General features: G+C 57.6%; 22 protein-coding genes. 7 read left to right on the top strand and 15 right to left on the bottom strand.

Annotation, left to right across the window (positions count from 1 at the left end):
- Positions 1–110: 110 nt before the first annotated feature.
- The 3 genes from CIC07_RS02500 to CIC07_RS02490 all read right to left on the bottom strand — a co-directional run bounded on the left by CIC07_RS02500 (position 111) and on the right by CIC07_RS02490 (position 1,686).
- Entirely contained in the window at positions 111–398 is a 288-nt protein-coding gene (locus tag CIC07_RS02500; RefSeq protein ID WP_094248316.1) for a hypothetical protein, read from the bottom strand.
- A gap of 110 nt (positions 399–508) precedes the next feature.
- Positions 509–1,147 carry a nitroreductase family protein gene (locus CIC07_RS02495; protein WP_076358929.1) on the bottom strand — a complete coding sequence of 213 codons (639 nt, stop codon included), beginning with the start codon at positions 1,145–1,147 and terminating at the stop codon, positions 509–511.
- Positions 1,148–1,251: 104 nt separating this feature from the next.
- On the bottom strand, positions 1,252–1,686 hold the full coding sequence (locus tag CIC07_RS02490; protein WP_442953361.1) for a MarR family winged helix-turn-helix transcriptional regulator: 435 nt from the start codon (positions 1,684–1,686) through the stop codon (positions 1,252–1,254).
- Positions 1,687–1,899: 213 nt separating this feature from the next.
- Between CIC07_RS02490 and CIC07_RS02485 the strand changes: the two genes are divergently transcribed.
- Positions 1,900–4,137 (top strand): ATP-dependent helicase, encoded by a 2,238-nt coding sequence (locus CIC07_RS02485; protein ID WP_076358930.1) that lies wholly within the window; start codon positions 1,900–1,902, stop codon positions 4,135–4,137.
- A gap of 94 nt (positions 4,138–4,231) precedes the next feature.
- Here the strand turns inward: CIC07_RS02485 and CIC07_RS02480 are convergent, their stop codons facing one another.
- The gene (locus CIC07_RS02480) at positions 4,232–4,384 is read right to left on the bottom strand and encodes a hypothetical protein (protein ID WP_165895288.1); all 153 of its coding nucleotides are present in this window, start codon (positions 4,382–4,384) and stop codon (positions 4,232–4,234) included.
- Between the two features lie 230 nt (positions 4,385–4,614).
- Here CIC07_RS02480 and CIC07_RS02475 point away from each other — a divergent pair, with 230 nt between their 5' ends.
- From CIC07_RS02475 to CIC07_RS02465, 3 genes are all read left to right on the top strand, one after another.
- Positions 4,615–4,848 carry a PspC domain-containing protein gene (locus CIC07_RS02475; protein ID WP_240923502.1) on the top strand — a complete coding sequence of 78 codons (234 nt, stop codon included), beginning with the start codon at positions 4,615–4,617 and terminating at the stop codon, positions 4,846–4,848.
- A 65-nt stretch (positions 4,849–4,913) separates the two neighbouring features.
- Positions 4,914–5,615: a PspA/IM30 family protein gene (locus CIC07_RS02470; protein WP_076358932.1), complete on the top strand. Its 702-nt coding sequence runs from the start codon at positions 4,914–4,916 to the stop codon at positions 5,613–5,615.
- 377 nt (positions 5,616–5,992) lie between these two features.
- Entirely contained in the window at positions 5,993–6,190 is a 198-nt protein-coding gene (locus CIC07_RS02465) for a hypothetical protein (RefSeq protein WP_076358933.1), read from the top strand.
- A 52-nt stretch (positions 6,191–6,242) separates the two neighbouring features.
- Here the strand turns inward: CIC07_RS02465 and CIC07_RS02460 are convergent, their stop codons facing one another.
- The 10 genes from CIC07_RS02460 to CIC07_RS02415 all read right to left on the bottom strand — a co-directional run bounded on the left by CIC07_RS02460 (position 6,243) and on the right by CIC07_RS02415 (position 19,300).
- Positions 6,243–7,214 (bottom strand): ABC transporter ATP-binding protein, encoded by a 972-nt coding sequence (locus CIC07_RS02460; RefSeq protein ID WP_076358934.1) that lies wholly within the window; start codon positions 7,212–7,214, stop codon positions 6,243–6,245.
- A 14-nt stretch (positions 7,215–7,228) separates the two neighbouring features.
- Positions 7,229–8,206, bottom strand: a complete 978-nt coding sequence (locus tag CIC07_RS02455; RefSeq protein WP_076358935.1) for an ABC transporter ATP-binding protein — start codon at positions 8,204–8,206, stop codon at positions 7,229–7,231.
- A 294-nt stretch (positions 8,207–8,500) separates the two neighbouring features.
- On the bottom strand, positions 8,501–9,442 hold the full coding sequence (locus CIC07_RS02450) for an ABC transporter permease (protein WP_076358936.1): 942 nt from the start codon (positions 9,440–9,442) through the stop codon (positions 8,501–8,503).
- 7 nt (positions 9,443–9,449) lie between these two features.
- Positions 9,450–10,373 (bottom strand): ABC transporter permease, encoded by a 924-nt coding sequence (locus tag CIC07_RS02445; protein WP_076358937.1) that lies wholly within the window; start codon positions 10,371–10,373, stop codon positions 9,450–9,452.
- 135 nt (positions 10,374–10,508) lie between these two features.
- Positions 10,509–12,227, bottom strand: a complete 1,719-nt coding sequence (locus CIC07_RS02440; RefSeq protein ID WP_327205405.1) for a peptide ABC transporter substrate-binding protein — start codon at positions 12,225–12,227, stop codon at positions 10,509–10,511.
- Between the two features lie 602 nt (positions 12,228–12,829).
- Positions 12,830–14,029 (bottom strand): response regulator, encoded by a 1,200-nt coding sequence (locus CIC07_RS02435; protein ID WP_076358939.1) that lies wholly within the window; start codon positions 14,027–14,029, stop codon positions 12,830–12,832.
- 3 nt (positions 14,030–14,032) lie between these two features.
- A complete protein-coding gene (locus CIC07_RS02430; protein WP_327205406.1) occupies positions 14,033–15,853 on the bottom strand; it encodes a cache domain-containing sensor histidine kinase in 1,821 nt (606 codons plus the stop codon).
- A 196-nt stretch (positions 15,854–16,049) separates the two neighbouring features.
- Positions 16,050–16,877, bottom strand: a complete 828-nt coding sequence (locus CIC07_RS02425; protein ID WP_021879053.1) for a carbohydrate ABC transporter permease — start codon at positions 16,875–16,877, stop codon at positions 16,050–16,052.
- A 16-nt stretch (positions 16,878–16,893) separates the two neighbouring features.
- Complete coding sequence (locus tag CIC07_RS02420; RefSeq protein ID WP_076358940.1) at positions 16,894–17,787, bottom strand: carbohydrate ABC transporter permease; 894 nt, start codon at positions 17,785–17,787, stop codon at positions 16,894–16,896.
- 121 nt (positions 17,788–17,908) lie between these two features.
- Complete coding sequence (locus tag CIC07_RS02415; protein WP_234993050.1) at positions 17,909–19,300, bottom strand: sugar ABC transporter substrate-binding protein; 1,392 nt, start codon at positions 19,298–19,300, stop codon at positions 17,909–17,911.
- A gap of 719 nt (positions 19,301–20,019) precedes the next feature.
- Between CIC07_RS02415 and CIC07_RS02410 the strand changes: the two genes are divergently transcribed.
- From CIC07_RS02410 to CIC07_RS02400, 3 genes are read left to right on the top strand one after another with little or no spacing between them, the layout of a single operon-like run.
- Positions 20,020–20,340 carry a PadR family transcriptional regulator gene (locus CIC07_RS02410; RefSeq protein ID WP_076358942.1) on the top strand — a complete coding sequence of 107 codons (321 nt, stop codon included), beginning with the start codon at positions 20,020–20,022 and terminating at the stop codon, positions 20,338–20,340.
- A complete protein-coding gene (locus CIC07_RS02405) occupies positions 20,337–20,894 on the top strand; it encodes an HAAS signaling domain-containing protein (protein WP_076358943.1) in 558 nt (185 codons plus the stop codon). Before CIC07_RS02410 ends, CIC07_RS02405 begins: the two co-directional genes overlap by 4 nt.
- On the top strand, positions 20,894–21,781 hold the full coding sequence (locus tag CIC07_RS02400; RefSeq protein WP_076358944.1) for a DUF4097 family beta strand repeat-containing protein: 888 nt from the start codon (positions 20,894–20,896) through the stop codon (positions 21,779–21,781). Before CIC07_RS02405 ends, CIC07_RS02400 begins: the two co-directional genes overlap by 1 nt.
- Before the next feature lie 134 nt (positions 21,782–21,915).
- On the opposite strand, the gene CIC07_RS25295 is transcribed toward CIC07_RS02400, so the two are convergent.
- Entirely contained in the window at positions 21,916–22,146 is a 231-nt protein-coding gene (locus CIC07_RS25295) for a DUF2188 domain-containing protein (protein WP_076358945.1), read from the bottom strand.
- Positions 22,147–22,156: the final 10 nt, after the last annotated feature.

The raw sequence follows: 22,156 nt of genomic DNA, 5'->3' as shown, positions 1-22,156 counted from the left end.
TAAGCTGCCTGCGATAGCCGTCTCCCTATGCGCTCTTCTGTTCCATCATGCTTTCCCAGTGGTACAGCTCCGTCATGCTGGGGCTTCACTGAGCCTGCACCCTCGTCTTTCTACTCATGCTTCCACTCCGCCGCTGCTTCGTCCGCTACGCATGCTTCCACTCCGCTGCAGCTTCGTCCGCTACGCATGCTTCCGCTCCGCCGCTGCTTCGTCCGCTGCGCATGCTTCCACTCCGCCGCAGCTTCGTCCGCTACGCATGCTTCCACTCCGCTGCAGCTTCGTCCTTTACACATGCTTCCACTCCGCCGCTGCTTCGTCCGCTGCGCATGCTTCCACTCCGCCGCTGCTTCGTCCGCTGCGCATGCTTCCACTCCGCCGCAGCTTCGTCCGCTACGCATGCTTCCACTCCGCCGCAGCTTCGTCCGCAACGCATGCTTCCGCTTCGTCCTTTACGCATGCTTCCGCTCCGCTGCGCCTTCGCTCAGCCCGCATCCTCGTCCTGCTGCGCTTACTTCCACTCCGCTACGCGGTCCACAGCCAAGCGGGTCGTCAGGCGCGCTTCCTTGGCGGCGACGCCGACCGAGATGAGCATGACCGGAACGTAGCGGTCATGCTCCATGCCGAATACGTCGGCGATGCGGCTCTTGTCGTAGCCGCCGATCGGGTTCGTGTCGTAGCCGCGAGCGCGGGCCGCCAGCATGAGCTGCATCGACACGAGGCCGCTGTCCACCAAAATCATCTCGCGGAAAGCCTGGGCCGGAATCGAAGCGAACAGGCGAGTGTAGTTGGCCATCATCTGGTCCTTCACTTCCTGCGGCATGAAGCCTCGCTCAACTGACCCGGCCATGATTTCATCCGCGTAGTCGAAAGCTTTCATATCGCCGAAGACGGCAATGACAGCAGACGAGGTGTTGACCTGGGTAGCATTGTTCGGCGCGATTTCGGCCAGAGCCGCCTTCGCCTCCTCGCTTTCAACGACGAGGAATCTCCACGGCTGCAGGTTGACGGAAGACGGAGCGAGGGTCGCTTCCGCCAGAATCTCGGTCATTTCCTCGCGGCTAATTTTGACGGCCGGGTCGTATATCCGCACAGAGCGGCGTTCGGAAATGATTTTTTTGTAGTCGTTCGATTTTGTAGATACAGTCATGGTTTATCTCTCCCTCGTTTTATCTTCTGTATTTTTGTCTCTATCCATCCGTCTTCTTCCCGGAAGCCCGGGTCTCTCTCCAAGCCTTGCGTCATTCAAAAAACTCAGGATGCGCCGGCATCTCCGGAACGGCTCAGCGCCTTCTCCACCAGCTGCACCTTGTCGCCGAGCTGCTGCAGCATCCGGACGAGCTCCAGCCGCTCCTCCTCGCGGAGGCCGGACTGCAGCTCTCCCATGAAGCGGTCCTTCTCTTCCTTATGGGAGCGAAGGCGGATCCGTCCCTCATCGGTCAGCCGTACCAACGTCAGGCGATTGTCGCTCTCGCAACGGCTGCGGGTAAGCAAGCCCTCCGCCTCCAGCTGCTGGACATGCCTGGTGACGGCAGCCGGATCGATGGAGACCTTCTTCTGCAGCTCCGCTTGACTGATTTCGCCGCCTGACAGCTGGCAGAGCAGCTCAAGCCGGTTCGGGCTGATTCCGGCGCAGCGCTCGAACCGGGTGGCAATATGCTTGTTCAGATGGAGGAGCAGATACAGCAAGTCTTCGGTTCGGCAGTTCGGAATGGCAAGAACCCCCTTCCATTCGTTTGATGGATCAATGGTTGATGGATCAATGATACAACGGCCGGAGGCGGATTGCAACCATTCCGCATATTCCCGTTTGTTCCGGCTCCGAAAATCCGTTATCCTGATAGGACGACGAACAAGCATTCTCCCCCTGAGGGAAGGTATACATTGGAGACGACAACATCTATGAACGCGAATCTACCCATTCCCTACAAAAAGCCGCTCGGGGCAACCGGACGCTCGCTTCCCTACGCTGTCCTCGCCTCCGCGGGAGGAAGCTCCCGGCTCGTGCCGGACAGCGACGCCGACAGCGGCTTCTTCCGTGCGCTCGAGAGCCGCGGCCTGAGCCTGAACGGCCCGCAGATCGAGGCCGTCCGCCACGGCGACGGCCCGCTGCTGACGCTGGCGGGCGCCGGCTCCGGCAAGACGAGCGTGCTCGCCGGCAGAACCGGCTATCTGGTCTGCGTGCGCGGCGCCGACCCGCGCTCGATCCTGCTCGTCACCTTCTCGGTCAAGGCCGCTGCCGAGATGAAGGAGCGCATCGCCGCTCTGCCCGGCATGCCGCCCGGCGCGGCCGCCCAAGTGACGGCGCGCACGTTCCATTCCTTCTTCCTGCAGCTCCTCCGCAGCCGCGGCTACCGCCAGGAGATACTCGGCAGCGGACCCTATCCGATGATCGTGCTCAAGGGCATGATCCGCGAGCTCGGCCTCGGCGACCGGATCGAGCCGGAGACTGCGCTCGCAGCCCTGTCCGAGGCCAAGCTGAGCCTCGTTCCGCTGGAGGAGCTGCCGGACAAGACGCAGGCCGACCGGGAGCTCAAGCGGCTGCTGCTTCGCTTCGAGGAATGGAAGGAACGCGAGCAGCGGATGGATTTCGACGACATTCTGCTCTGGTCCCATCGCCTTTTGCAGGAGCAGCCCGGACTGCTCGCGACGCTTCAGCGGCGTTTCCGCTACATTATGATCGACGAGTTCCAGGATACGAGCCTGCTGCAGTACGAGCTCATCCGCCTGCTGGCCGGCGGCCACGGCAACCTGATGGCGGTCGGCGACGACGACCAGACGATCTACGGTTTCAACGGAGCCCGAAGCGAATATATCCTTGGCTTCAAGGATGCATTTCCCCGAGCGAGGATGATTACGCTGGATACGAATTACCGCTCAACGGCCAGCATCGTCGGTCTCGGCAATGAAGTGATCAAGCACAACAAGGCCCGCTTTCCGAAGACGCTGAAGGCGGTGGCCACAAGCCGGGACGTGCCGCTGTACATCCGCCCCTTCACGACCGACCAGGAGGCGCTTGCCGTCACCTCCCATATCCGGGAGCGTGTTGAGGAAGGCGCGAGGGCTTACGGCGACTTCGCCATCCTATACCGTACCGCGAGCAACAGCCGCGCCATGTTCGAGCAGCTCGTCCTCTCGGAGATTCCGTTCCAGATCCAGGATACCGGCGACCTGTTCTACGACCAATCCGCCGTCAAGCCGCTCGTGGATTATATGAGGCTGTCGGTCAAGCGGCGCGATTTCACCGCGATGGAAGGCGTCCTGCCCTCCATGTATGTCAACCGGCATAAGGGCATGGCCCACATCCGGGCCAAGGACGATCCCCGTCCGAAGAAAGGCCCGCTGATCCATCTGCTCACGATGGAGGGGCTGAAGGACTTCCAGAAGGAACAGATCCAATCCCGCATTGCGTTCGTCAAAGGGCTCAAGGCGCTCAAGCCGGCCGATGCCGTGCGGCGCATGCGCAAGGAGTTCTACGACGCCTACCTCGATGCGGAGCAGGCAGGAGCCGCTACCGGAGGCCATATCGCAGCGGGGGCGACGGCCCACAAGGAGACGCTGCGGGAATCTCTGGACGAGCTGGAGTCCTCCGCTGCGCGTTTCAGCGACGTCCCGGCCTTCCTCACCTTTGTATCGAAAATGGCGGAGCGCCATGCGCAGATGAAGTCCTTGCCGCCGGATGCGGCCAAGGACGCCGTCAAGCTCATGACGATCCACAAGTCCAAGGGCCTTGAATTCCCCGCCGTCGCCATCATCGGGGCTTCGGAGGGCATCCTGCCCCACAGCCTTGCGCTGGAGGCGGACAAGCTGGTCGGCGGCGCCGACTCCGATCCGGCAGCCCGCAAGGAAGCCGCGCTGGAGGAAGAGCGCCGGCTTGCTTACGTGGCGATCACGCGGGCCAAGGAAGAGCTGCTCGTCAGCTCTCCCGCCACTTACCGCGGCCGCAAAATCGATGTATCCCGGTTTTTGCTGGCGGCCTTCCAGGCTCCTCCGGTTTCCCCCGGCCAGCCTACCGGCGCTGCGGAGAAGCAAGCCCCTGCAGCCGCTTCCAAGCCTCCTGTGCGGGCTGCGGGGAAACCCGCCGCAGCGGGAGTGCAGGCTTCCAGGGCAGCCGCTGCCAAAGCGTTTAAAAGCAAGTAGGCTTCACAGGCTGTTGCAGGAGCAAATCCGCCTCTTCGCCGTACCGGCGCATCGTTCTATGTAAAGTCCCCCGCATCCAGCGGGGGACTTTTGCTTAGCTTTTTTTGCGGTTTGCTTTGGTCGCCTTGCCGCTGAATGCCGCTTTGGCGTCCGAAGTCAGCTCATTGGAAAATTCGGTGTCATTTTCAGAAAATGTATTCAGCTTCGTGGATTGGACCTCTGCTTTGGATGCTTTGTTCTTGCCCATGAGCGGACCTCCCGGATATCGAAATGTGAAGCGATGTTATCTTGTGAAGCCGCCGGCCATTTCATTCATCGCATGTCCCCTCGGCGGCGCTCACATGCCGGGGGCGGAGGCAAGCCCGGTCTCGGGTCCAGGTGCAATTACATTCGGGAGTCCGTGTCGCCGTTCCCGGCAAGGAGGTACAATAAGGACATCAAGCAGCGCCGCAGGGCGCCGCATCAAGAGGAGAATGCATGAGTATGAGAACCTTGTATCGTTCGCGCACAGATCGCAAGCTTGCGGGGGTATGCGGAGGAATCGGCCGCACATACGGCATTGATCCCGGATTGCTCCGGATCGGCTTCATCGCCGCAGCCGTATTCAGCTGCGGTACGGCCCTCCTGATCTATGCCGCCGCCGCCGTTGTCCTTCCCAAGGAGTCCGGCTTCGCGGCACCGCCTCCGCCTGATTCCTACACCTATCGTTAAGACGGGACCGTCATCCATTCCGCACCGATAAAGCCTGCCATACCCACTATAAAGGAGTGCATCCCATGAGCGTATTCGACCGGATCATGAACCTGACCAAAGCTACCGCCAACGAAGTCATCAGCAAGCTTGAAAATCCCGTATTGATGATGAATCAGTACATCCGCAACATGGAAGAGGAAATCGACGGCATGAAAAGCGAGCTGAGCCGCCAGCAGTCCGCTTCCCGCGCCTACAAGCAGCGCCTCGATGAATGTCAGCAGCTGTCGCAGCACAACCAGCTCAAAGCCGAGGAGGCTTTGGCCGAAGGGCGCGAGTCGGAAGCCCGCCTTGCCCTTGAGACCAAGCTCCGTTATTCGGAGCAGGCTGCTGAATACGGCCGCCTGTACGATCAAGCGAAGCATGCTTCTGCCGAGCTGGATATCCGCCTCGAAGGCGCCCAGGAAGAGCTGGCCCGCCTTGTCCAGAAGCGCTCCGATCTGAGCGAGCGCCTGCAAAAAGCAGAGGCTGCCGCAGAGCGCAAGGCGCCTAGCTTCTCCCATGGCTTCGAGCCGGGAATCGCTTCACGCGGCTTCGACCGCATCGAAGAGAAGATTCTTCAGTGGGAAGCTCAGCTCGGGCTCTCCAGAGACTACAAGCCCGGCTCCGGCACAGCAGCTTCAGCAGCTCCTTCCTATGAGCCGTCGGCGCCGGCCCCGGATTCCGGCCGCGCCTCCGTCATCGACGAGCAGCTCGCCGAACTCCGCCGCAAGATGAAAAGCGAATAACGGCTACTAAACTGAAGCCCTTCGAGCGGTTGTCTGCCGAAGGGCTTTTTTTTCATGCCTATGGAATCTTTTCATGCCTATGAAATCAAGCTTATGGGCTCTTCGCTCTTGCCTATGGACTCTTTGCTATGCGCTTTATTGCATGCCCATGGTCTCTTTTGCATGGCCAGACTCCTTTTCAAGCGCAGCGTTTCACGCACCGGCCATATCCCCGCTTGATCTCACAAGCCCTTATGGATTAAAGCCTATCCTCATCGGAACATTTGTTCCGGTTGTTTTCCATTGCTGACAGACTGTTGTCACTGCAGGCTCCTAAGATAAGGAAGTACAGAACGGAAGAACGACCGCCTTTTATTCCGATTAAGGAGAGTGCATTCATGACCTACGAACAAATCCACCTGTTTGAAATGGAGATCAAGGAATTCCATCAACGCTCAAGCCGGGGCTTGCTCCCGTTGATGACGCGTGGCAGAGCCGAGTTCAACCATTCCGAATATATGGCAGCCCCCTTCCGCAAGCCATGGAGTCCATGGAGTCCCCTTCATTCCCTACTCGCTTTTCGAATCAAGACATAAAAAAACCTCCGGCATCCGCAAAGGACACCAGAGGCTCTCGATCTGAAAAGCGTTAAGCATAATGGCAAGCAGCCAGATGGCCAGGGCTCGAACCGACTTGGCGCAGCTCCGGAACTTCGGCCGCGCAGCGCTCCGTAGCTGCCGGGCAGCGTGTACGGAACGGGCAGCCGCTCGGAGGGCTGATCGGGCTTGGCAGATCGCCGCGAAGCACGATGCGTTCCTTGGTCGCCTCGAAGTCTGGATCCGGTACCGGAATGGACGACAGCAGCGCTTGGGTATACGGATGGCGCGGGTCTGCGTACAGATCGTCGCTTTCCGCGATCTCCACCAGCTTGCCGAGATACATGACTGCGATCCGGTCGCTGATATGCTTGACCATCGCCAGGTCATGCGCGATGAACAGGTAGGTCAGGCCTTCCGTCTTCTGCAGGTTCTGCAGAAGGTTGACGACCTGAGCCTGGATGGACACATCGAGCGCCGAGATCGGCTCGTCCGCCACGATGAACTTCGGATCGACCGCGAGCGAGCGGGCGATGCCGATCCGCTGGCGTTGGCCGCCGGAGAATTCATGCGGGTAACGTGTCAGATGGGACGGGTTCAGGCCGACCTTGTCGAGAAGCCTCTCGACGGCCAGCTTGCGCTCCTTCTTGCTCGGCGTCAGGCCGTGCACATCCAGCGGCTCGGCGATGATGTTCTCGACCGTCCAGCGTGGATTGAGGGAGGCGTAAGGATCCTGGAACACCATCTGCATCTCGCGGCGCAGAGCCTTGAGCTTGGCGCCCTTCATCGAGTAGATGTTCTCGCCGTTGAAGTTGACCGATCCGGAGGTCGGCTCGTACAGACGCATGATCGTGCGTCCGGCCGTCGACTTGCCGCAGCCGGATTCGCCGACCATGCCGAGCGTTTCGCCCTTGCGGATGGACAAATTCAGTCCGTTCACGGCCTTCAGCGTCTTGTTCTTGCCGACATCGAAGAACTTGCTGAGGTCGTTTACATCCAGCATCGCATGATTGCTGTTGCTCATACTGTTCGTCCTCCTTACTCCGGCTTGGCGTGAAGCCAGCACTTGGATTCATGGGTCGGGCTGTGCGTGAACATATACGGATCGACTTCGACGCATACTTCCATCGCGTGCGGGCAGCGGGCCGCGAACGGGCAGCCGTGAGGCGGGTTGGCCATATCCGGAGGCGTGCCTTCGATTGGAATCAGCGGCTCGTCTTTTCTCTGATCCATGCGCGGCAAGGATTTCAGAAGTCCTTGGGTGTACGGATGCTGAGGGTTTCTAAAGATCTCGAACTTGTCGCCTCGCTCCACGACCTGTCCGGCATACATGACAATAACTTTATCACACATATCGGCCACGATGCCAAGATCATGAGTGATAAGGATGATCGATGTGCCGAGCTTCTCCTGCATGTCCTTCATGACCTGAAGGATCTGAGCCTGAATCGTGACGTCAAGAGCTGTCGTCGGCTCATCGGCGATGAGCAGCGTAGGATCGCAGCTCAGCGCGATGGCGATCATCGCGCGCTGGCGCATGCCGCCGGAGAATTCATGCGGATACTGCTTGACGCGGGCTTCCGGATTCGGAATGCCGACGATCCGCAGCATTTCGACGGCGCGCTTCTCGGCGTCGCCGCGAGACATATTCTGATGGCGGACCAGCACTTCAATAATCTGTCCGCCGATGGTCATCGTCGGATTGAGCGATGTCATGGGATCCTGGAATATCATGCCGATATCGCGGCCGCGTACGGATTCCATTTGCTTCTCGGTCTTCTTCAGCAGGTCGCTGCCTTCGAAAACGATCGAGCCGTCCTTGAATACGCCCGGAGGCGTAGGAATCAGACGCATAATGGATTGGGCCGTGACGCTCTTGCCGGATCCGGACTCGCCGACGATTGCCAGCGCCTCTCCTTTTTCCATGGAGAAGGAGACGCCGCGTACGGCCTGCACTTCGCCGCCGCGGACCCGGAAAGAGACGCGCAGGTCGTCGACTGTAAGAATCGGTTCCATAAGAGTTTCACCTTCCTCATGTCGGTGGTAGCTAGTAAGTCGAATGTCGCTATCGATGCGCTTCGCAGACCGGATGTCCCTTTCAATCGCTGTTGAATGCCGGATTCCTTCATTGTCCAACCCCGTTCAGGGTTGGAATCCGATCTTCAAAGGCGAGCGCTGTCGCTTTTCCAGGGACATTCCGTCTGCTGCGCCGAACAGCAAGCCTTTCAACTTCATCTTGTTGGGTATAGAAGTCATCCGGCTGCCCGTCTCAGCAGCAGCGGAGACAGAGCTTTCGAGAGTCGGGTCTTTCTATTCCACCTTGGTTTTCGGATCGAATGCATCGCGCAGGCCATCGCCGAAAATGTTGAAAGCCAGCATGGCGATACAGAGAAGTCCGGCCGGGAACAGAAGCGTCCAAGGATACAGCTGATAACTTACGATCGAATCGTTGATCATCGTTCCCCATGAAGCTGCCGGGGATTGAACGCCTAGACCGAGGAAGCTCAGGAAGGCTTCGGCGAAAATCGCGCTCGGAACGGTAAGCGTCATCGTGACGATGATAGGGCCCATCGTATTCGGAATCAGATGTTTGAAAAGGATGCGGAATCCGCCGGAACCGACAGCTTGAGCGGCCAGGACGTATTCCTGATTTTTGAGCTGCTTGATCTGGCCCCGCACGATCCAGGCCATGTTGATCCATCCCGTCGCGCTAAGGGCGATGATGATGGTGAGCATGCCTTGTCCGAGCACGACGCCGAGCAGGATAACGACGAGCAGGTAAGGAATCGAATAGAGGATTTCCGTGATCTTGTTGAGCACTTCATCGACTTTGCCGCCGAAGAAGCCCATGATGCCGCCGATGATGATGCCGAGTATGACGTCGGCAAGCGCGGCGATGATGCCCACGGTCAGAGAGATTTGCGCGCCCTTCCAGCTGCGTGCGAATATATCGCGTCCGAGGTCGTCGGTGCCGAAGTAATGGTCGCCTCCGGGAGGCAGGAAGGAATTGAGCAGGCTGGTCGTGCGGAAGTCGTATTTGGTCATCATCGGGCCGAAGATGGCCATCAGAATGAGCAGAATCAGAACGACGCCGCCAGCCATGGCGAACTTGTTGGAAGTCAGCTTCATCATCGCGAGCTTCCAGGTCGTATAACTTGGCGCCATTTGCTGCTGGATGTTCTCCCGCTTCTTCAGCGGAATGAACTTTTTCGGATCCGGCAAAGGCCGGCGTTGGTCAGTTGTGTTGTCCATGTTGGAATCAGCCTCCTTTGCTCTTCTTCATGCGCGGATCCACCAGCGCGTAGCCGATATCGGCCAGGAACCTTGCCACCATGAGAATGATCGCGTAAAACAGCGTGATGCCCATAATCAGCGGGTAATCGCGGTTCGCGATGCTGTCCGTGAAGAATTTGCCCAAGCCTGCGATGGAATAGATTTTTTCGACGACGACGGAGCCGGTGATGACGTTGGCGCTCATCGGGCCGAGATAGGTGACGACCGGCAGGATCGCATTGCGCAAGCCGTGGCGCAGGACGATTCGAACAGGGGACAGTCCCTTTGCCTTGGCTGTGCGGATGTAGTCCGCGGTCAGCACTTCGAGCATGGAGGAGCGTGTCAAACGGGTGATGAAGGCGATCGGCAGCGCAGAGAGCGCGATCGTAGGCAGGACGTAATCCATCGGTCCGGCTAGGCCGGCGACGTTGAACCAGGTTACCTTGACGCCGAGCAGATACTGCATGACGGAACCGACGACAAAGTTCGGAATGGAAATGCCCAGAATGGCGATGAAAACGGCCAGCTTGTCGATGAGCTTGCGGTTGTACATCGCGGCAATCATGCCGAGCGCCACGCCGACGATGACGGATACGACAACGGCCACGAGGCCGAGCTTGAGGGAATTGCCGAAGGATTGGGAGATGATGTCAGTGACCATCCGGCCCGGAGTTTTGAGCGATTCGCCCAATTCACCCTGGAACAGATTTTTCATATAGGTCAGGTATTGCTGCCACAAAGGCTTGTCCAGACCATAATATTTCATCATCGCATCAATGGTGGCCTGCGAGTTTTTTTCGTTAAGGAAAGGGTTGCCCGGAACGGCTTTCATCAGGAAAAACGTCGCTGACGCAAGCACGACGAGCGAGATGACGATATTGATGAGCCTCCGAACGATGAATCGAAACATTCCAGCACCTCTTTTCGTTACCCAGCCCAACCGCAAAGAAAGAAGGGACGGCCGGAGACGGTCCGGTGTCCAGCACCGGACGGCGGCTCCAGCCGCGATCCCTTCTTCTCTCTGTCAGCTGTTCAGCGGTATGGCTTATTTCTCAAAGTAACCGTTGTTGTAGTTGATGTTGCCTGCGTAGTTCACGGTAACGCCTTTGAGTTTAGGATTTACCAGCTCGGAGCTCGTGTAGTAGTAGATCGGCAGTACAGCCATTTCATCCTCAATGAGGATTTTTTCGGCTTGCGCCATCAGCTTCACGCGCTCAGCTTGGTTCGGGGAGGCGTAAGCGTCTTTGATGAGCTTGTCGTACTCTGGGTTTTTGTGGCCGATGTCGTTGTTGCCGCCGCCCGTTACGTACAGGTCGAGGAACGTCATGGCATCGTTGTAGTCGGCGCCCCAGCCTGCGCGGGCGATGTCGTAGTTCAGAGCGGTACGGTTTTTCAGGAAGACTTTCCACTCTTGGACTTCCGGCTTCACTTCGATGCCGAGGTTCGTTTTCCACATGTCGACTACAGCTTCAGCGATTTGCTTATGCGCATCGGAGGTGTTGAAGAGCAGCGTCGTCGCAGGGAAGGAAGCCATGCCTTCTTCTTTCAGGCCTTCGGCAAGCAGCGTTTTCGCTTGAGCGACGTCTTCCTTGAAGTAAGCGTCCTGCGTTTCCTCGCGGAAGCTCTTCGCTTCGCCGGTGATGCTCGGCGGTACGAAGCCGAAGGCCGGTTTTTGGCCGCCGGATACGACGCGGTCGATCAGCAGCTGGCGGTCGATCGCCATCGAGAGGGCTTTGCGGACCTTGGCGTTGTTGAACGGCTTCTTCGACTGGTTGAAGATGTAGAAGTACGTGTTCGCCGTATCTTTGATTTGAAGGCTTGGGTCATTGTCTTTGCGGAGCTTGGCCAGCTGCGGCAGCGGAATCGTGCCGGTCGGTGCTCCAGCCCAGTCCAGCTTGCCCGTTTTGAAGCTGTTGAACTCGGTGTTGGAGTCAGCGATCATGGAGAACTGGACTTTTTGCAGCTTCACGTCGGCTTTGCCGTAGTAGCCGTCGTTCGGAACGAGCTCAACGGAGTCGTTGTGCTTCCATGCGGACAGCTTGAACGGTCCGTTGCTGGAGAACGTCGCCGCTTCGTTGGCCCAGTTCGCATCCTTTTCGACAGCGACTTTGTCTACAGGGAAGTACGTGTAGAACGTCTGCAGGCTGAGGAAGTAGGTCGTCGGGTTGACCAGCTTGACTTCGAGAGTGTTGTCGTCGACTGCCTTGACGCCGACAGCATCTACGCTGCCTTTGCCCGTGTTGTACTCTTCAGCGCCGGCCAGGTAGTAGAGCTGGTAAGCGTAAGGAGCCGGAGTAGCGGCCTTCGGATCCAGAGTGCGCTTCCAGGAGAATTCAAAGTCATGGGCCGTGACCGGGTTGCCGGTGGACCATTTGGTGCCTTGGCGAATGTGGAACGTATACGTCTTGCCGTCATCGGATACGTCTACTTTCTCAGCCATGCCCTCTACGACTTCGCCATCTTTGTTGGTCGTCATCAGACCTTCGAACAGGCCGTCTGCAACCGTGCCGGACACGTTGTCCTGCATCAGAGCCGGGTCCAAAGTAGGAGGCTCGGAAGTGAGGTTCATGCGGAAGACTTGATCTGCGGCCAGGTTGCCGGCTGCTTCTCCGCCGGTGTTTTCGGCGCTGTTCGTTGCCGTGTTGCCGGCCGCTTCTCCGCCGGTGTTGCCGGAGTTGCTGTTATTGTTGCCGTCGCCGCATGCTGCAAGCACGCTGCCTGCGATCATCAGTGCTGCCAGTGTCAATCCTGTCTTTTTGTACACTAACCTTACACGCCCCTCACATTAATGGTTGAATAGCATAAATGAATTATACTATTACATAGTAAGAATAACAACTTGCATTATTTTCTTTCGGCCGATAAATTTATTCGCGCCTCAAACAGAATTCTCAATTTTTTACACTTATAATTATTCAATGTTAATTTCATCACACTGACGCTTCATTCAATTAACGCAATTATTTGATAAAGTATTATTCATAGGAGCCACAAAGGATTAAATGATTTATCGGAAAACTTGCCCTATTCTTTACAATCTCTAAGCAAATCAATTTGCATGTTTATTTATCATTTCTCATCTTTATTTAAAACTTCCCCTCTTTTTCTCAGGCATGCACAGCAGGCAAACGACCTCATCCCAACCAGCCGGCAGCAGTCCCGATAGAGCCCCTCGGCCGTTTCCAATCCCGCCACCGTCCTATTCTCACCTGTCTTCCCTTCTATATACATGGTTCCCCGGAAGGATTGCCGTTTCCAACACTTCCTTCCAGATCCCGATTCGCCTTTGACATAAATAGGCACCCCGAACCTCTTGAAGAGGCGGGAAGCCTAATTAGGTGCCACGTCCATGTCAGCTATGAACAGTCAACGCTGTTCCAGCTTCTTGCGGGTCCGGTATTCCGTCGGCGTCTGCATGAATCTCTTGCGGAACACCTGCGTGAAATGCCTCATGTCCTGATACCCGATCCGCTCCGCGATATCCGCGAGCTTCAGATCCGACTCCCGCAGCAGCAGCTTGGCTTCCTCCAGCCTCAGTCCGATGATGTAATCCTTGAAGCCCTGCCCGGTCTTCTGCTTGAACAACTGGCTGAAGTAGACCGGATTGAGATACACGACGGAAGCGATCCGCTCGAGCGAAAGAGTTTCTTCCTTATAATGCGCCTCAATATACTGGAGCGCGACTTCAATCGCCTTGTTGTCGCTGCCTCCCTTGATCCGGACCGCCTCCTCCTGTCCGGCCGCGGCATGCGATGCCTGGCGGGCAAGCTTCATGATCGTGTCCGGGACGGAGCGGATCTCCTTCATGAGGCCGCTGCTTGCTATGCGGAAAGGAAGCTTCAGATAATGGCCCAAATATCCCCGCAGCGAAGCGATCAGCTGGGCGAACGCGTCCTCGGTCTCTACGGAAGCGAGACCGATCAGCGTCAGCCGGTCGTAGCTGACGACGAAGCCTTCGCCGTACCGGCCGATCAGCTCGGAGAACACATTGTCCACGATGAAATGCTCCAGCCCCGCATCGCGGCTGCCCGCCTCCAAGCGGACGACGACGAGATGGAATTCCGGATACCGGTCCATGAGCGGCCCGATGTCCAGGTTTCCGATATCATGGCCGGCAGCCAGCCGTTGGAACATCCCTTCACGCAAGTATTTCAGATTCGTCCGCAGCAGCTCGTTTTGCTTGACCTCCGATTGCTCCCGGCCCAGCTCCGCCTCCAGCTCTTCCAGAAGCTCGACGAGCCGCTTTTTCCCGATCGGCTTCAACAGATAGTCCTTCGCCCCCAGCTGCACCGCTTTCTGGGCATAGGAGAATTCCGAATGAGCCGAGATGACGACCCATTTGATTCCGGGATGCTTCGCTCTCGACAGCTGCATGAACTCCAGACCGTTCATGCCGGGCATGAGGATGTCCGTCAGCACGATATCGATGGGATGCTCCGTAAGCAGCTTCGCCGCTTGATCGGCGGAATCGGCCAAGTGGATCGTATATCCAGGGCGGGCCTGCTCCAGCGTCCTTCTCACCCCTGTCCGGATGATGCTTTCATCGTCGGCGACCAGAATATGCATGAATCACTCCTCCTTCTTCGGCAGCGGAATAACCGGCGTCTGGCGCGGCGGAAGCGGGAGCGTGATGGACGCCGTCGTTCCCCCGTCTCTCTCGCTGCTCAGGCGCAGTCCATATTCCGGTCCGAATGTGTGGATCAGGCGGCGGTGCACGTTCGGCAGGCCTATGCCGCCCTTGCGCTTGATTCCCGGCTCCAGGACGCCTCCCGGCGCGTTGATCTCGCTGTCGAGAGAGGCTCTGAGCATGGCCAGCGCGGCCGCATCCATCCCGACTCCGTTATCCTTCACCGTAATCGTCAGTCGCGCCCCCTGGCTGCCGGCGGTGATGACGAGGCATCCTTCGCCGCCAAGCGGCTCAAGCCCGTGCTTGACGGCATTCTCGATGATCGGCTGCAGCGTCATTTTCGGCAGCGGAACCGAAAGATATTCGGGCGGAACCTCCATGTTCACCGAGACTCTCCCCTCGAGCCGGATCGTAATGATGGTCAGATAATCGCGGATCTGCTCCAGCTCCTCGCCCAGCGTCACCAGCGCGCCCTGCTCCCAATGGCTGCTGTAGCGGAACATGCGGGAGAGGGACAGCACGACCTCGCCGAGATGATCCTCTTCCTTCTCGTCGAGCATCCAATAGATCATGTCCAGCGTATTGTACAGGAAATGGGGATTGACCTGGGACTGGAGCGCCAGCAGCTCCGCGTTCTTCTCGCTCATCGAGCTGATCTTCACCCGCTCGACGAGCTGATCGATCTGCCGCACCATTTCATTGAAGGAGCCGGCCAGCGAATTGATTTCCCGGTAGCTCCGGACTTGGACCTGTCCTTGGAAGTTGCCCAGCTCGACCTTTTTCATCTCGCGGATGACCCGCTTGAGCGGCGAGGAGATCGTGTTGGACAGAATGGTCGCCACGATGATGGATACCAGAATGAGGATCAGCCCGACGATAAACAAATACCGTCGCATCTCAACCAGCTCGACGTTCAGATCCTTCTCCGGCGTTACCGTGACGGCCGTCCAGTCGGCGAACGGAAGGCTCGACGTGACGACGAGCCGGCCGTCCCGGCTGTATACCTGGGTCTCTCCGACGGATTCCGGCCGGCGGACATCGGCGAATGCCGGCAGATCCTCCGAGCCGTCCGTAGCGCTGACGAGACTGCCCCGCTCGTCGAGCAGATAGACTTTGCTGTTGGAGCTGAGCTTGAGATTCTCAAGCGCCTTCAGAATCGGCGCCGGGCTTGTCTCGTAGAGTACGACTCCGATCGGCTTGTGCACGTCGAGATCATACAGCTGCCGTCCGAAGGCCAGAACGGGACGGGTTTCGTTCTCATCGATGACGGACGTTGGAAACAGGCCCAGCCAGACGATTTTCCCGCCTTCGTCGACGATGCTTTTGTACCAGCCGGTCTTGTCGTAACCCGGCTTGACCTCGTTGATATAGTTCCCATAGTTGTAGATGCGCTTTTGATTCGTCATGACATGGATGCCGATCAGGTCGTCGCGGGAAAAAAAGTTCGTTCCGATGATGTTCGTGATCGCCCTCTCATTCGCGAACTGCTCTTGAGGCTCGGTCGGATGGCTGGTCAGCAGGCGGACGAGGTCAAAGTTGTTGCTGATCGACTTGGACAGGCTGTCGAAGCCTTTGTCGACGAGATCGAACAGGCCGATCGTCTGGGCTACGTTTTTGCTGGAGAGATCGTGGATCTTCGCCCTCAGCTGTTCTGTCGTCCGGTTGTAGAACAGCAGGCTGACGATGATCACCATGCCTGTCATGCAGCTGAGCAGCACGATGAACAGCCAGGTTTGAAATGAATTGCTTCCTCGCCGCTTCAAGCTGCATGACCCCTTCCTGTTTTTAATGACAAATCCCCGTCCGTGAGCGGTTTCACGGACGGGGTTGTCGCGCCGCTTTCTAGGCGGCTTTTATCTATTTCGTCCAGCTGTGCTCTGCCGGGCTTCCCCGTTGATGCGCAGATGCTCTTGCTGTCGATGCGCAGCGGCATTTCGGCCGAAGCCGAGCAGCATGCCCTTACCCTTTGACCGCGCCTGCCACCATGCCCTTCGTGATTCTCTCGGAGAGGATGAAGTAGATCAGGATGACCGGAATCGCGCCCATGACGAGGAACGCTCCGATATTGCCGTAGTTGACGGCATATTGGCTGACGAAGCTGTTGACGCCGAAAGGAAGCGTCTTGAGGCTTTCCTTGGAGATGAATGTCGCCGCCAGGATGTATTCGTTCCAGATATTGATGAAGGTAAGGATACACACCGTCATGATCGGAGGAACGGAGATCGGCAGGATGATGCTGCGGAAGATCCGGTAGACGCTCGCTCCGTCCATGAATGCCGATTCCTCGATCTCATGCGGAATGCCTTTCATGAAGCCGCTCAGGATGAATACCGCGACCGGCGTCTGGAAGGCGATATAAGGCAGAATAAGCATGCCGAGCGTGTTTTTCAAGAACGGAATGCCCTTGAAGATCGTCATCAGCGGCAGCAGGGTCGCCTGCATCGGAATCATCAGGCCCAGCATGAAGATGATGAGCGCGACAGGCGCCAGCTTCCAGCGGAACCGGGAAATGGCGTAAGCGACCATGCTGGCCAGCACGATGACGCATACCATCGTGACGACCGTGACGATGACGCTGTTCGCGAGATAGCGAAGATAATTGCCTGCCTCGAACGCTTCCGTATAGTTCGCGAAGCGGGGATTCTGAGGAAGGGCGAAAAAGCTCCCGCCCAGAATCTCTTCATTGGTCTTGAACGAGTACAGGACGAGCCAGAGCAGCGGGTACAGCTGGGTTACGACAAGGATCGCCAGGAGAAGATAGACGATCCATTTCTTGATTGCGGACATGGATGTTTTTCCTCCCTTAGCTTACCTTATTCTCTACGCGTTTGAAAATCGTGTTGATGAACACCGTGAACACCAGGCAGATGATGACCAGAACGATGGCCAGCGCGCTGCCGTAGCCGTATTTGTTGGACATGAACGTGTTGTTGTACATGAGCGTCGAGATGACGTCCGTCGCATGGGCCGGACCTCCGCCCGTCATGACCATGATGAGATCGAAGGCCTGAAGCGATCCGATGAAGGCCAGCACGATGGAAATCTTGAACACCGGCACGATCAGCGGAAGCGTGATGTAGCGGTCGGCCTTGAAGCCTTCGGCGCCGTCGATCCGGGCAGCCTCGTAAATATCGGCCGGAATATTCTGCACCCCGGTGAACTGGATGAGCAGATGGTAGCCGAAGTATTGCCAGAGCGAAACGATATAAAGGCAGTACATCGCGAACTTGGGCGAGCTCAGCCATGCCTTCATGGACGAGTCCATGCCGAGGAAATGCAGCACGCCGTTGATCATGCCGCCCATGTCGAGCGGATTGTAGATCGTCTTCCACAGCTGGCCGATGATGACGACCGAGAGGATGACCGGCATGAAGTAGATGGATACGAGCGTATTGCCCTTGCGGACGTAGCGGTTGATCAGAATTGCGAAGAGCAGGCAGACCGGAATCTCCACCATGGAGAAGACGGCGTACATGAGCGTGCGCCGGACGGCAGGCCAGAAGTAAGGATCGTTAAGCAGGATGTTTCGGTAGTTTTCCAGTCCGACGAATTCCTTCACCGAGGAAAGGCCGTCCCACTGGAACGTGCTGTTGTAGACGGAAAACAGGATCGGCACGAACACCATGCTGACATACAGCAGCAAGCAAGGCAGAACGAACACGGCAATCGTAAGCTTGGGGACCTTGAGCACATTCATGGTTCTTCAACTCCTCCGTTCTCTATCGCATGGAGCGGGGCAAGGGCGGCTCCATGCCGGAGTCCGCCCTTGCCGCCAATCTCAATCCGGCTTCTGGCGCCGGCATGCGCCTTGCTATCGCTTACTTGTTGGCAACGAATGCGTCCTGGTGTTCTTTCGCCACTTGCTTGGAATCAACCTTCTGCACGAACAGGTTCTGGATACTGCTCAGATGCGCTTGCGCGACCGCTGGGTTCATCGTGTTGTCGAAGGCGAGGTCTCCGCCGCTGACGTTCTTGAACAGATCCAGGATGTTGATGGCCAGATCCGAGTAGCCTGCCGCCTTGAAGTCGCCTTCGACCACTTGGCCTACGCCGACAGCGTCTTTAAGCTCGAATTTCTTTTTCGGGAACTCCGTCATGAAGAAGTTCAGGAAATCCTTCGTTTCTTGCAGATGCTTGCTGTTCGCCGAGATCGCGAAGCCGGATCCAGGAGCCAGCATGAACTGGTTCAGGTCGCCTTTGCCTTTTACGGTCGGGAACGTGAAGGCTCCGACTTTACCTGCTACCGAGGAAGCGTCGATGTTGCCCGTTTCCCACGAGCCGATGATGAACATGGCCGCTTTGCCGGTTTTGAAGATGTTGCCGCCCGCATTGGCGTCGATGGACGTCGCGCCTTCAGGGAACGCGCCGGCTTGAACCAGCTCCTGGAAGGCGTCGACCGCTTCCGTGAACGCCGGATCGTTGAAGTCCTTCTTGCCGTCCATGACGTCCTGCAGGAAGCCAGGACCGCCGTTCGTGCGGAGCAGGATGTTCATGAACAGGAACGAGCCGGTCCAGGTGTCCTTCTCGCCGATGGCGATCGGCGTGATGCCTTTGGCCTTGAGCGCCTTCACGTCGGCGATCAGCTCGTCGAACGTTTTCGGAACGTCGCTGATGCCGGCTTGAGTGAACAGGTCTTTGTTGTAGTAGACGACTTCGATGTTGTTGCCGTCAGGAAGCGCGTACGTGTTGCCGTCGAAGCTGTAGTAATCGAGCAGGCCTTTTTGGAAGGTGTCCTTCAGGCCGTTCTGATCCAGCATGTCGTTGAGCGGAGCGAGGAGCTTGGCGTCCACGTAGGGCTTCATCTGAGCGGCCGGGTTCACGATCGTGATGTCCGGAATCTCTTTGTTGCCGGCCTGCGTTTTCAGCTTCAGCTTCTGCTGGTCGGTATTGAGCGAATCCAGCTCGATCTTGATGTTCGGATGCTCGGATTCGTATTGGGCGACGAGCTCCTTCAGCAGCTTGTTGGCCGGGGAAGTCGCGTCCGGATAAATGTTCTGGAATGTGATCGTGACTTTCTTGCCGGAATCCGTCGATGCGCCTCCGGTATTCGTGCTCGACCCCGTGTTGGCCGCCGTATTCGCGCCTCCGGAATTGCCCCCGTTATTGTCGTTGCTGCTGCCGCAGGCTGCGAGGCCGACTGCAAGCGCGCCGATGGTCAGGACGCTGACCGTTTTTTTGATTGCGTGGTTTTTCTTTACTTGGTTTTCCACCTGTTGTGTCCCCCTTGCAAAGTTTATAGTCGAATTATCCGCTAAGAAATCGTTTTCAACAATGAGGCATCCTCAAGGTGTGAGGTTTGCTTTTTCAAGGTTTTGAATATAAAGAAATCCATTTTTAGGATGGAGCCATCTTCTCCAACGATCATTTTCTCCTCCCCATCACCCTGACATAAGGCTGTCAGGGCGATGGGGTTGGGATGGATTCAGCAGCCGAACCAACCTATCGGGAGGCCATGTCCATGAATCCAGCATCCGCTTCGCAAGCTGGCAAAGCCATTGCTCCGTTCTAGCTTCATATTCCTCAGAAAGCGCAGGAAGCCCGGTTGAACCGCCTCTCCCCATTCACGGCCGGGATCGACGGCACTCCGATCCGCTTCATCCACGTCCGCAGCGAAGACGGGGCCGAGCTTTTCGATCTGCCAAAGGAAGTGCCCTTCGGCCGGCCCGCCTTGTCTGAACCGGCTGCCGCGAGTCGTCGAGACAGCTTCCGATGTGCAAAGGCATCTATCCTAAAGGCATCCAAGAGCAGCGGCAGCCTCGCAATTTGCGTTCACGAGCTCGCCCCCCTCCCTCTAGGCATTTGCCAATATTTCCAAAGCTATATTGCAAAGCAGAATAGTGAGTGGTATAGTATAGCCAACGGGACGGTATTCTTCACAGCCAACTATTCTACATTAACGAATACCTTATTATAGTTAGGAGCAGCGCATATGAATGTACAGTTCAAGAAAGGCGTGCTGGATCTATGCGTGCTTGCGCTTACGGCATGGGAGGACCGCTACGGCTACGAGCTCGCCGTCGCGATGTCCGCGAAGTTCGAGGTCGCGGTCGGAAGCGTCTATCCGCTGCTCAACCGCCTGACGCAGGAAGGCTACTTCACGACCTATCTCCAGGAGTCGACGGAGGGCCCTCCCCGCAAGTACTACAAGCTGACCCCGCAGGGACATTCCCATCTCATGTCTCTCATCAGCGAATGGCGGTCATTCTCGATCGCGGTGGATGAATTGATCAAGGAAGGTGTCGAGCGATGAACAGAGAGCAATATCTTCAGCAATTGTGGAATCTGCTGTCTCCGGTTCCGGAGCGCACCCGCAAGGAGTGGATGTACGACTACGAGGAGCATTTCCGGATGGCGGCCGAGCACGGACGCCTCGAGGAGGAAGCCGCCTCCGAGCTCGGAGATCCGAGGCTGGTCGCCAAGGAGCTGCTGCTCGGATACCGGGTAGCCGAAGCGGAAAGCAAGGGCGGCAGCCTGCCCTCCGTTTCCAGAGCCGTATTTGCCGCCGTCGGCATCGGCTTCTTCAATCTGGTCTTCGTCCTCGGCCCCTATTTCGGCCTGCTTGGAGTTCTGTTCGCGTTCTGGGCGGTATCGGCCTCTCTCGTGGTCTCCGTCGTCCCCGTCCTCTATGAAGGCTGGTTCGGCGACGCGCTGACCGGGCCGCAAGCGATCTCCGCCGCCATGGTCCTGCTCTCGCTCGGACTGCTCTCCGGCGCCGGCACCTACAAGCTGACCCGCAGCTTCATGAGCCTGACGCTGAAGTATCTTCAATTGAATACCCGAATCATGAAAGGGAGGAAATCCTGATGCGCAAGCTCGTCGTGTTCGCGCTCATCCTGCTTCTGGCCGGCTTGGTCGGAGGGGGCTTCACCTTTGCCGGCTCCGACCTCAGCTTCGGCTTGAAGGAGGTCGATATCCGCAAGGAAATCCCCGCTGCCGGCATTGCCCGCCTCAAGGTGGAATCCGGCAGCATGGACATCACCCTGGTCAAAGGAAAGGCGGATGTCATCGAAGCGGCCGCCACCGGCAAGGCGAACGGAAAAGCTCTGAAAAAAATCCGTGTCGAACTTCTCAAGGAAGGCGATACGGCCATCCTGAAGAGCGATGCCAGCACCGGCTTCACGATGGGCCTCAACATCGTCAACGTGAATCTGGAGATATCGTTGCCGGAGCGTCAATACGACTCCATCATCGTGGATTCCGGAAGCGGCGACATCAGCCTTGAAGGGCTGAAGGCCACCGTTCTGGAGCTTGACAACGGCTCCGGCAACGTGGAAGTAAGCGAGGCCGAAGCGGTCGAGGCCAAGATTAGAACAAGCTCCGGCAACCTGTCGATCGAACAAAGCCGTATGAATGAGCTTGAGACGACCGTCGGCAGCGGCAATATCGGCCTGACGGACGTAGAAGGGGCGATCAAGGCGAAGACCAGCAGCGGCAACATCCGCGTCCAGCTCGACGCTCTCATGCATCCGCTCGAGGCCCGCTCCGGCAGCGGCAACGTCACGATCCAGACGAAAAAAGCACCGGATTCCGCCGCCGTCAGCTATTCCACGGGTTCCGGCAGCTTCCGCATCGACTGGGGCGGCGGAGAGAGAAAAGGAGATGCCGACATCGATACGATCGTGTTCGGGAACGGCGAAATCCCGGTCCATCTATCGGCCGGGTCAGGGAACATATCCTTCAAGCAGCGTTGACCGCAACCGCAAAAAACCGGCTCCGGCTGGCCATCAGGCCCGCGGACCGGTTTTTGCGTTAACCATTTCATGTTCAAGGAAATTAAAACCTGCCTCAAATCTATCGATAAACGCTCGGCAAGCCCCGCTGCCCGTCAGCCTCTCGGCGGGAAGGGGTCGTTGCCGTAGCTGTGGGATTCGCTGATCCGGCCATTTTTGGTATGGATTTTCAGCTCCGTCTTCGCTTGGCGCGCCTCTTCCCGGCCGCGCTCCTCGGCTTCCGCCTTCGTATCGTGACGGCTGAGCACGCGTCCTTCGCGCTGGGTTACCCATCCCCCGTCTCCGTCCGGCGTAATATGCACATTCCCTTTGCGTTGGTCTTCCACTGCAAATCCC

It is taken from the genome of Paenibacillus sp. RUD330 (assembly GCF_002243345.2).
Classification (GTDB): Bacteria; Bacillota; Bacilli; order Paenibacillales; family Paenibacillaceae; genus Paenibacillus_O.
Note: the sequence above shows the minus strand (reverse complement) of the source record. Positions and strands in the feature narration are given on the sequence as shown.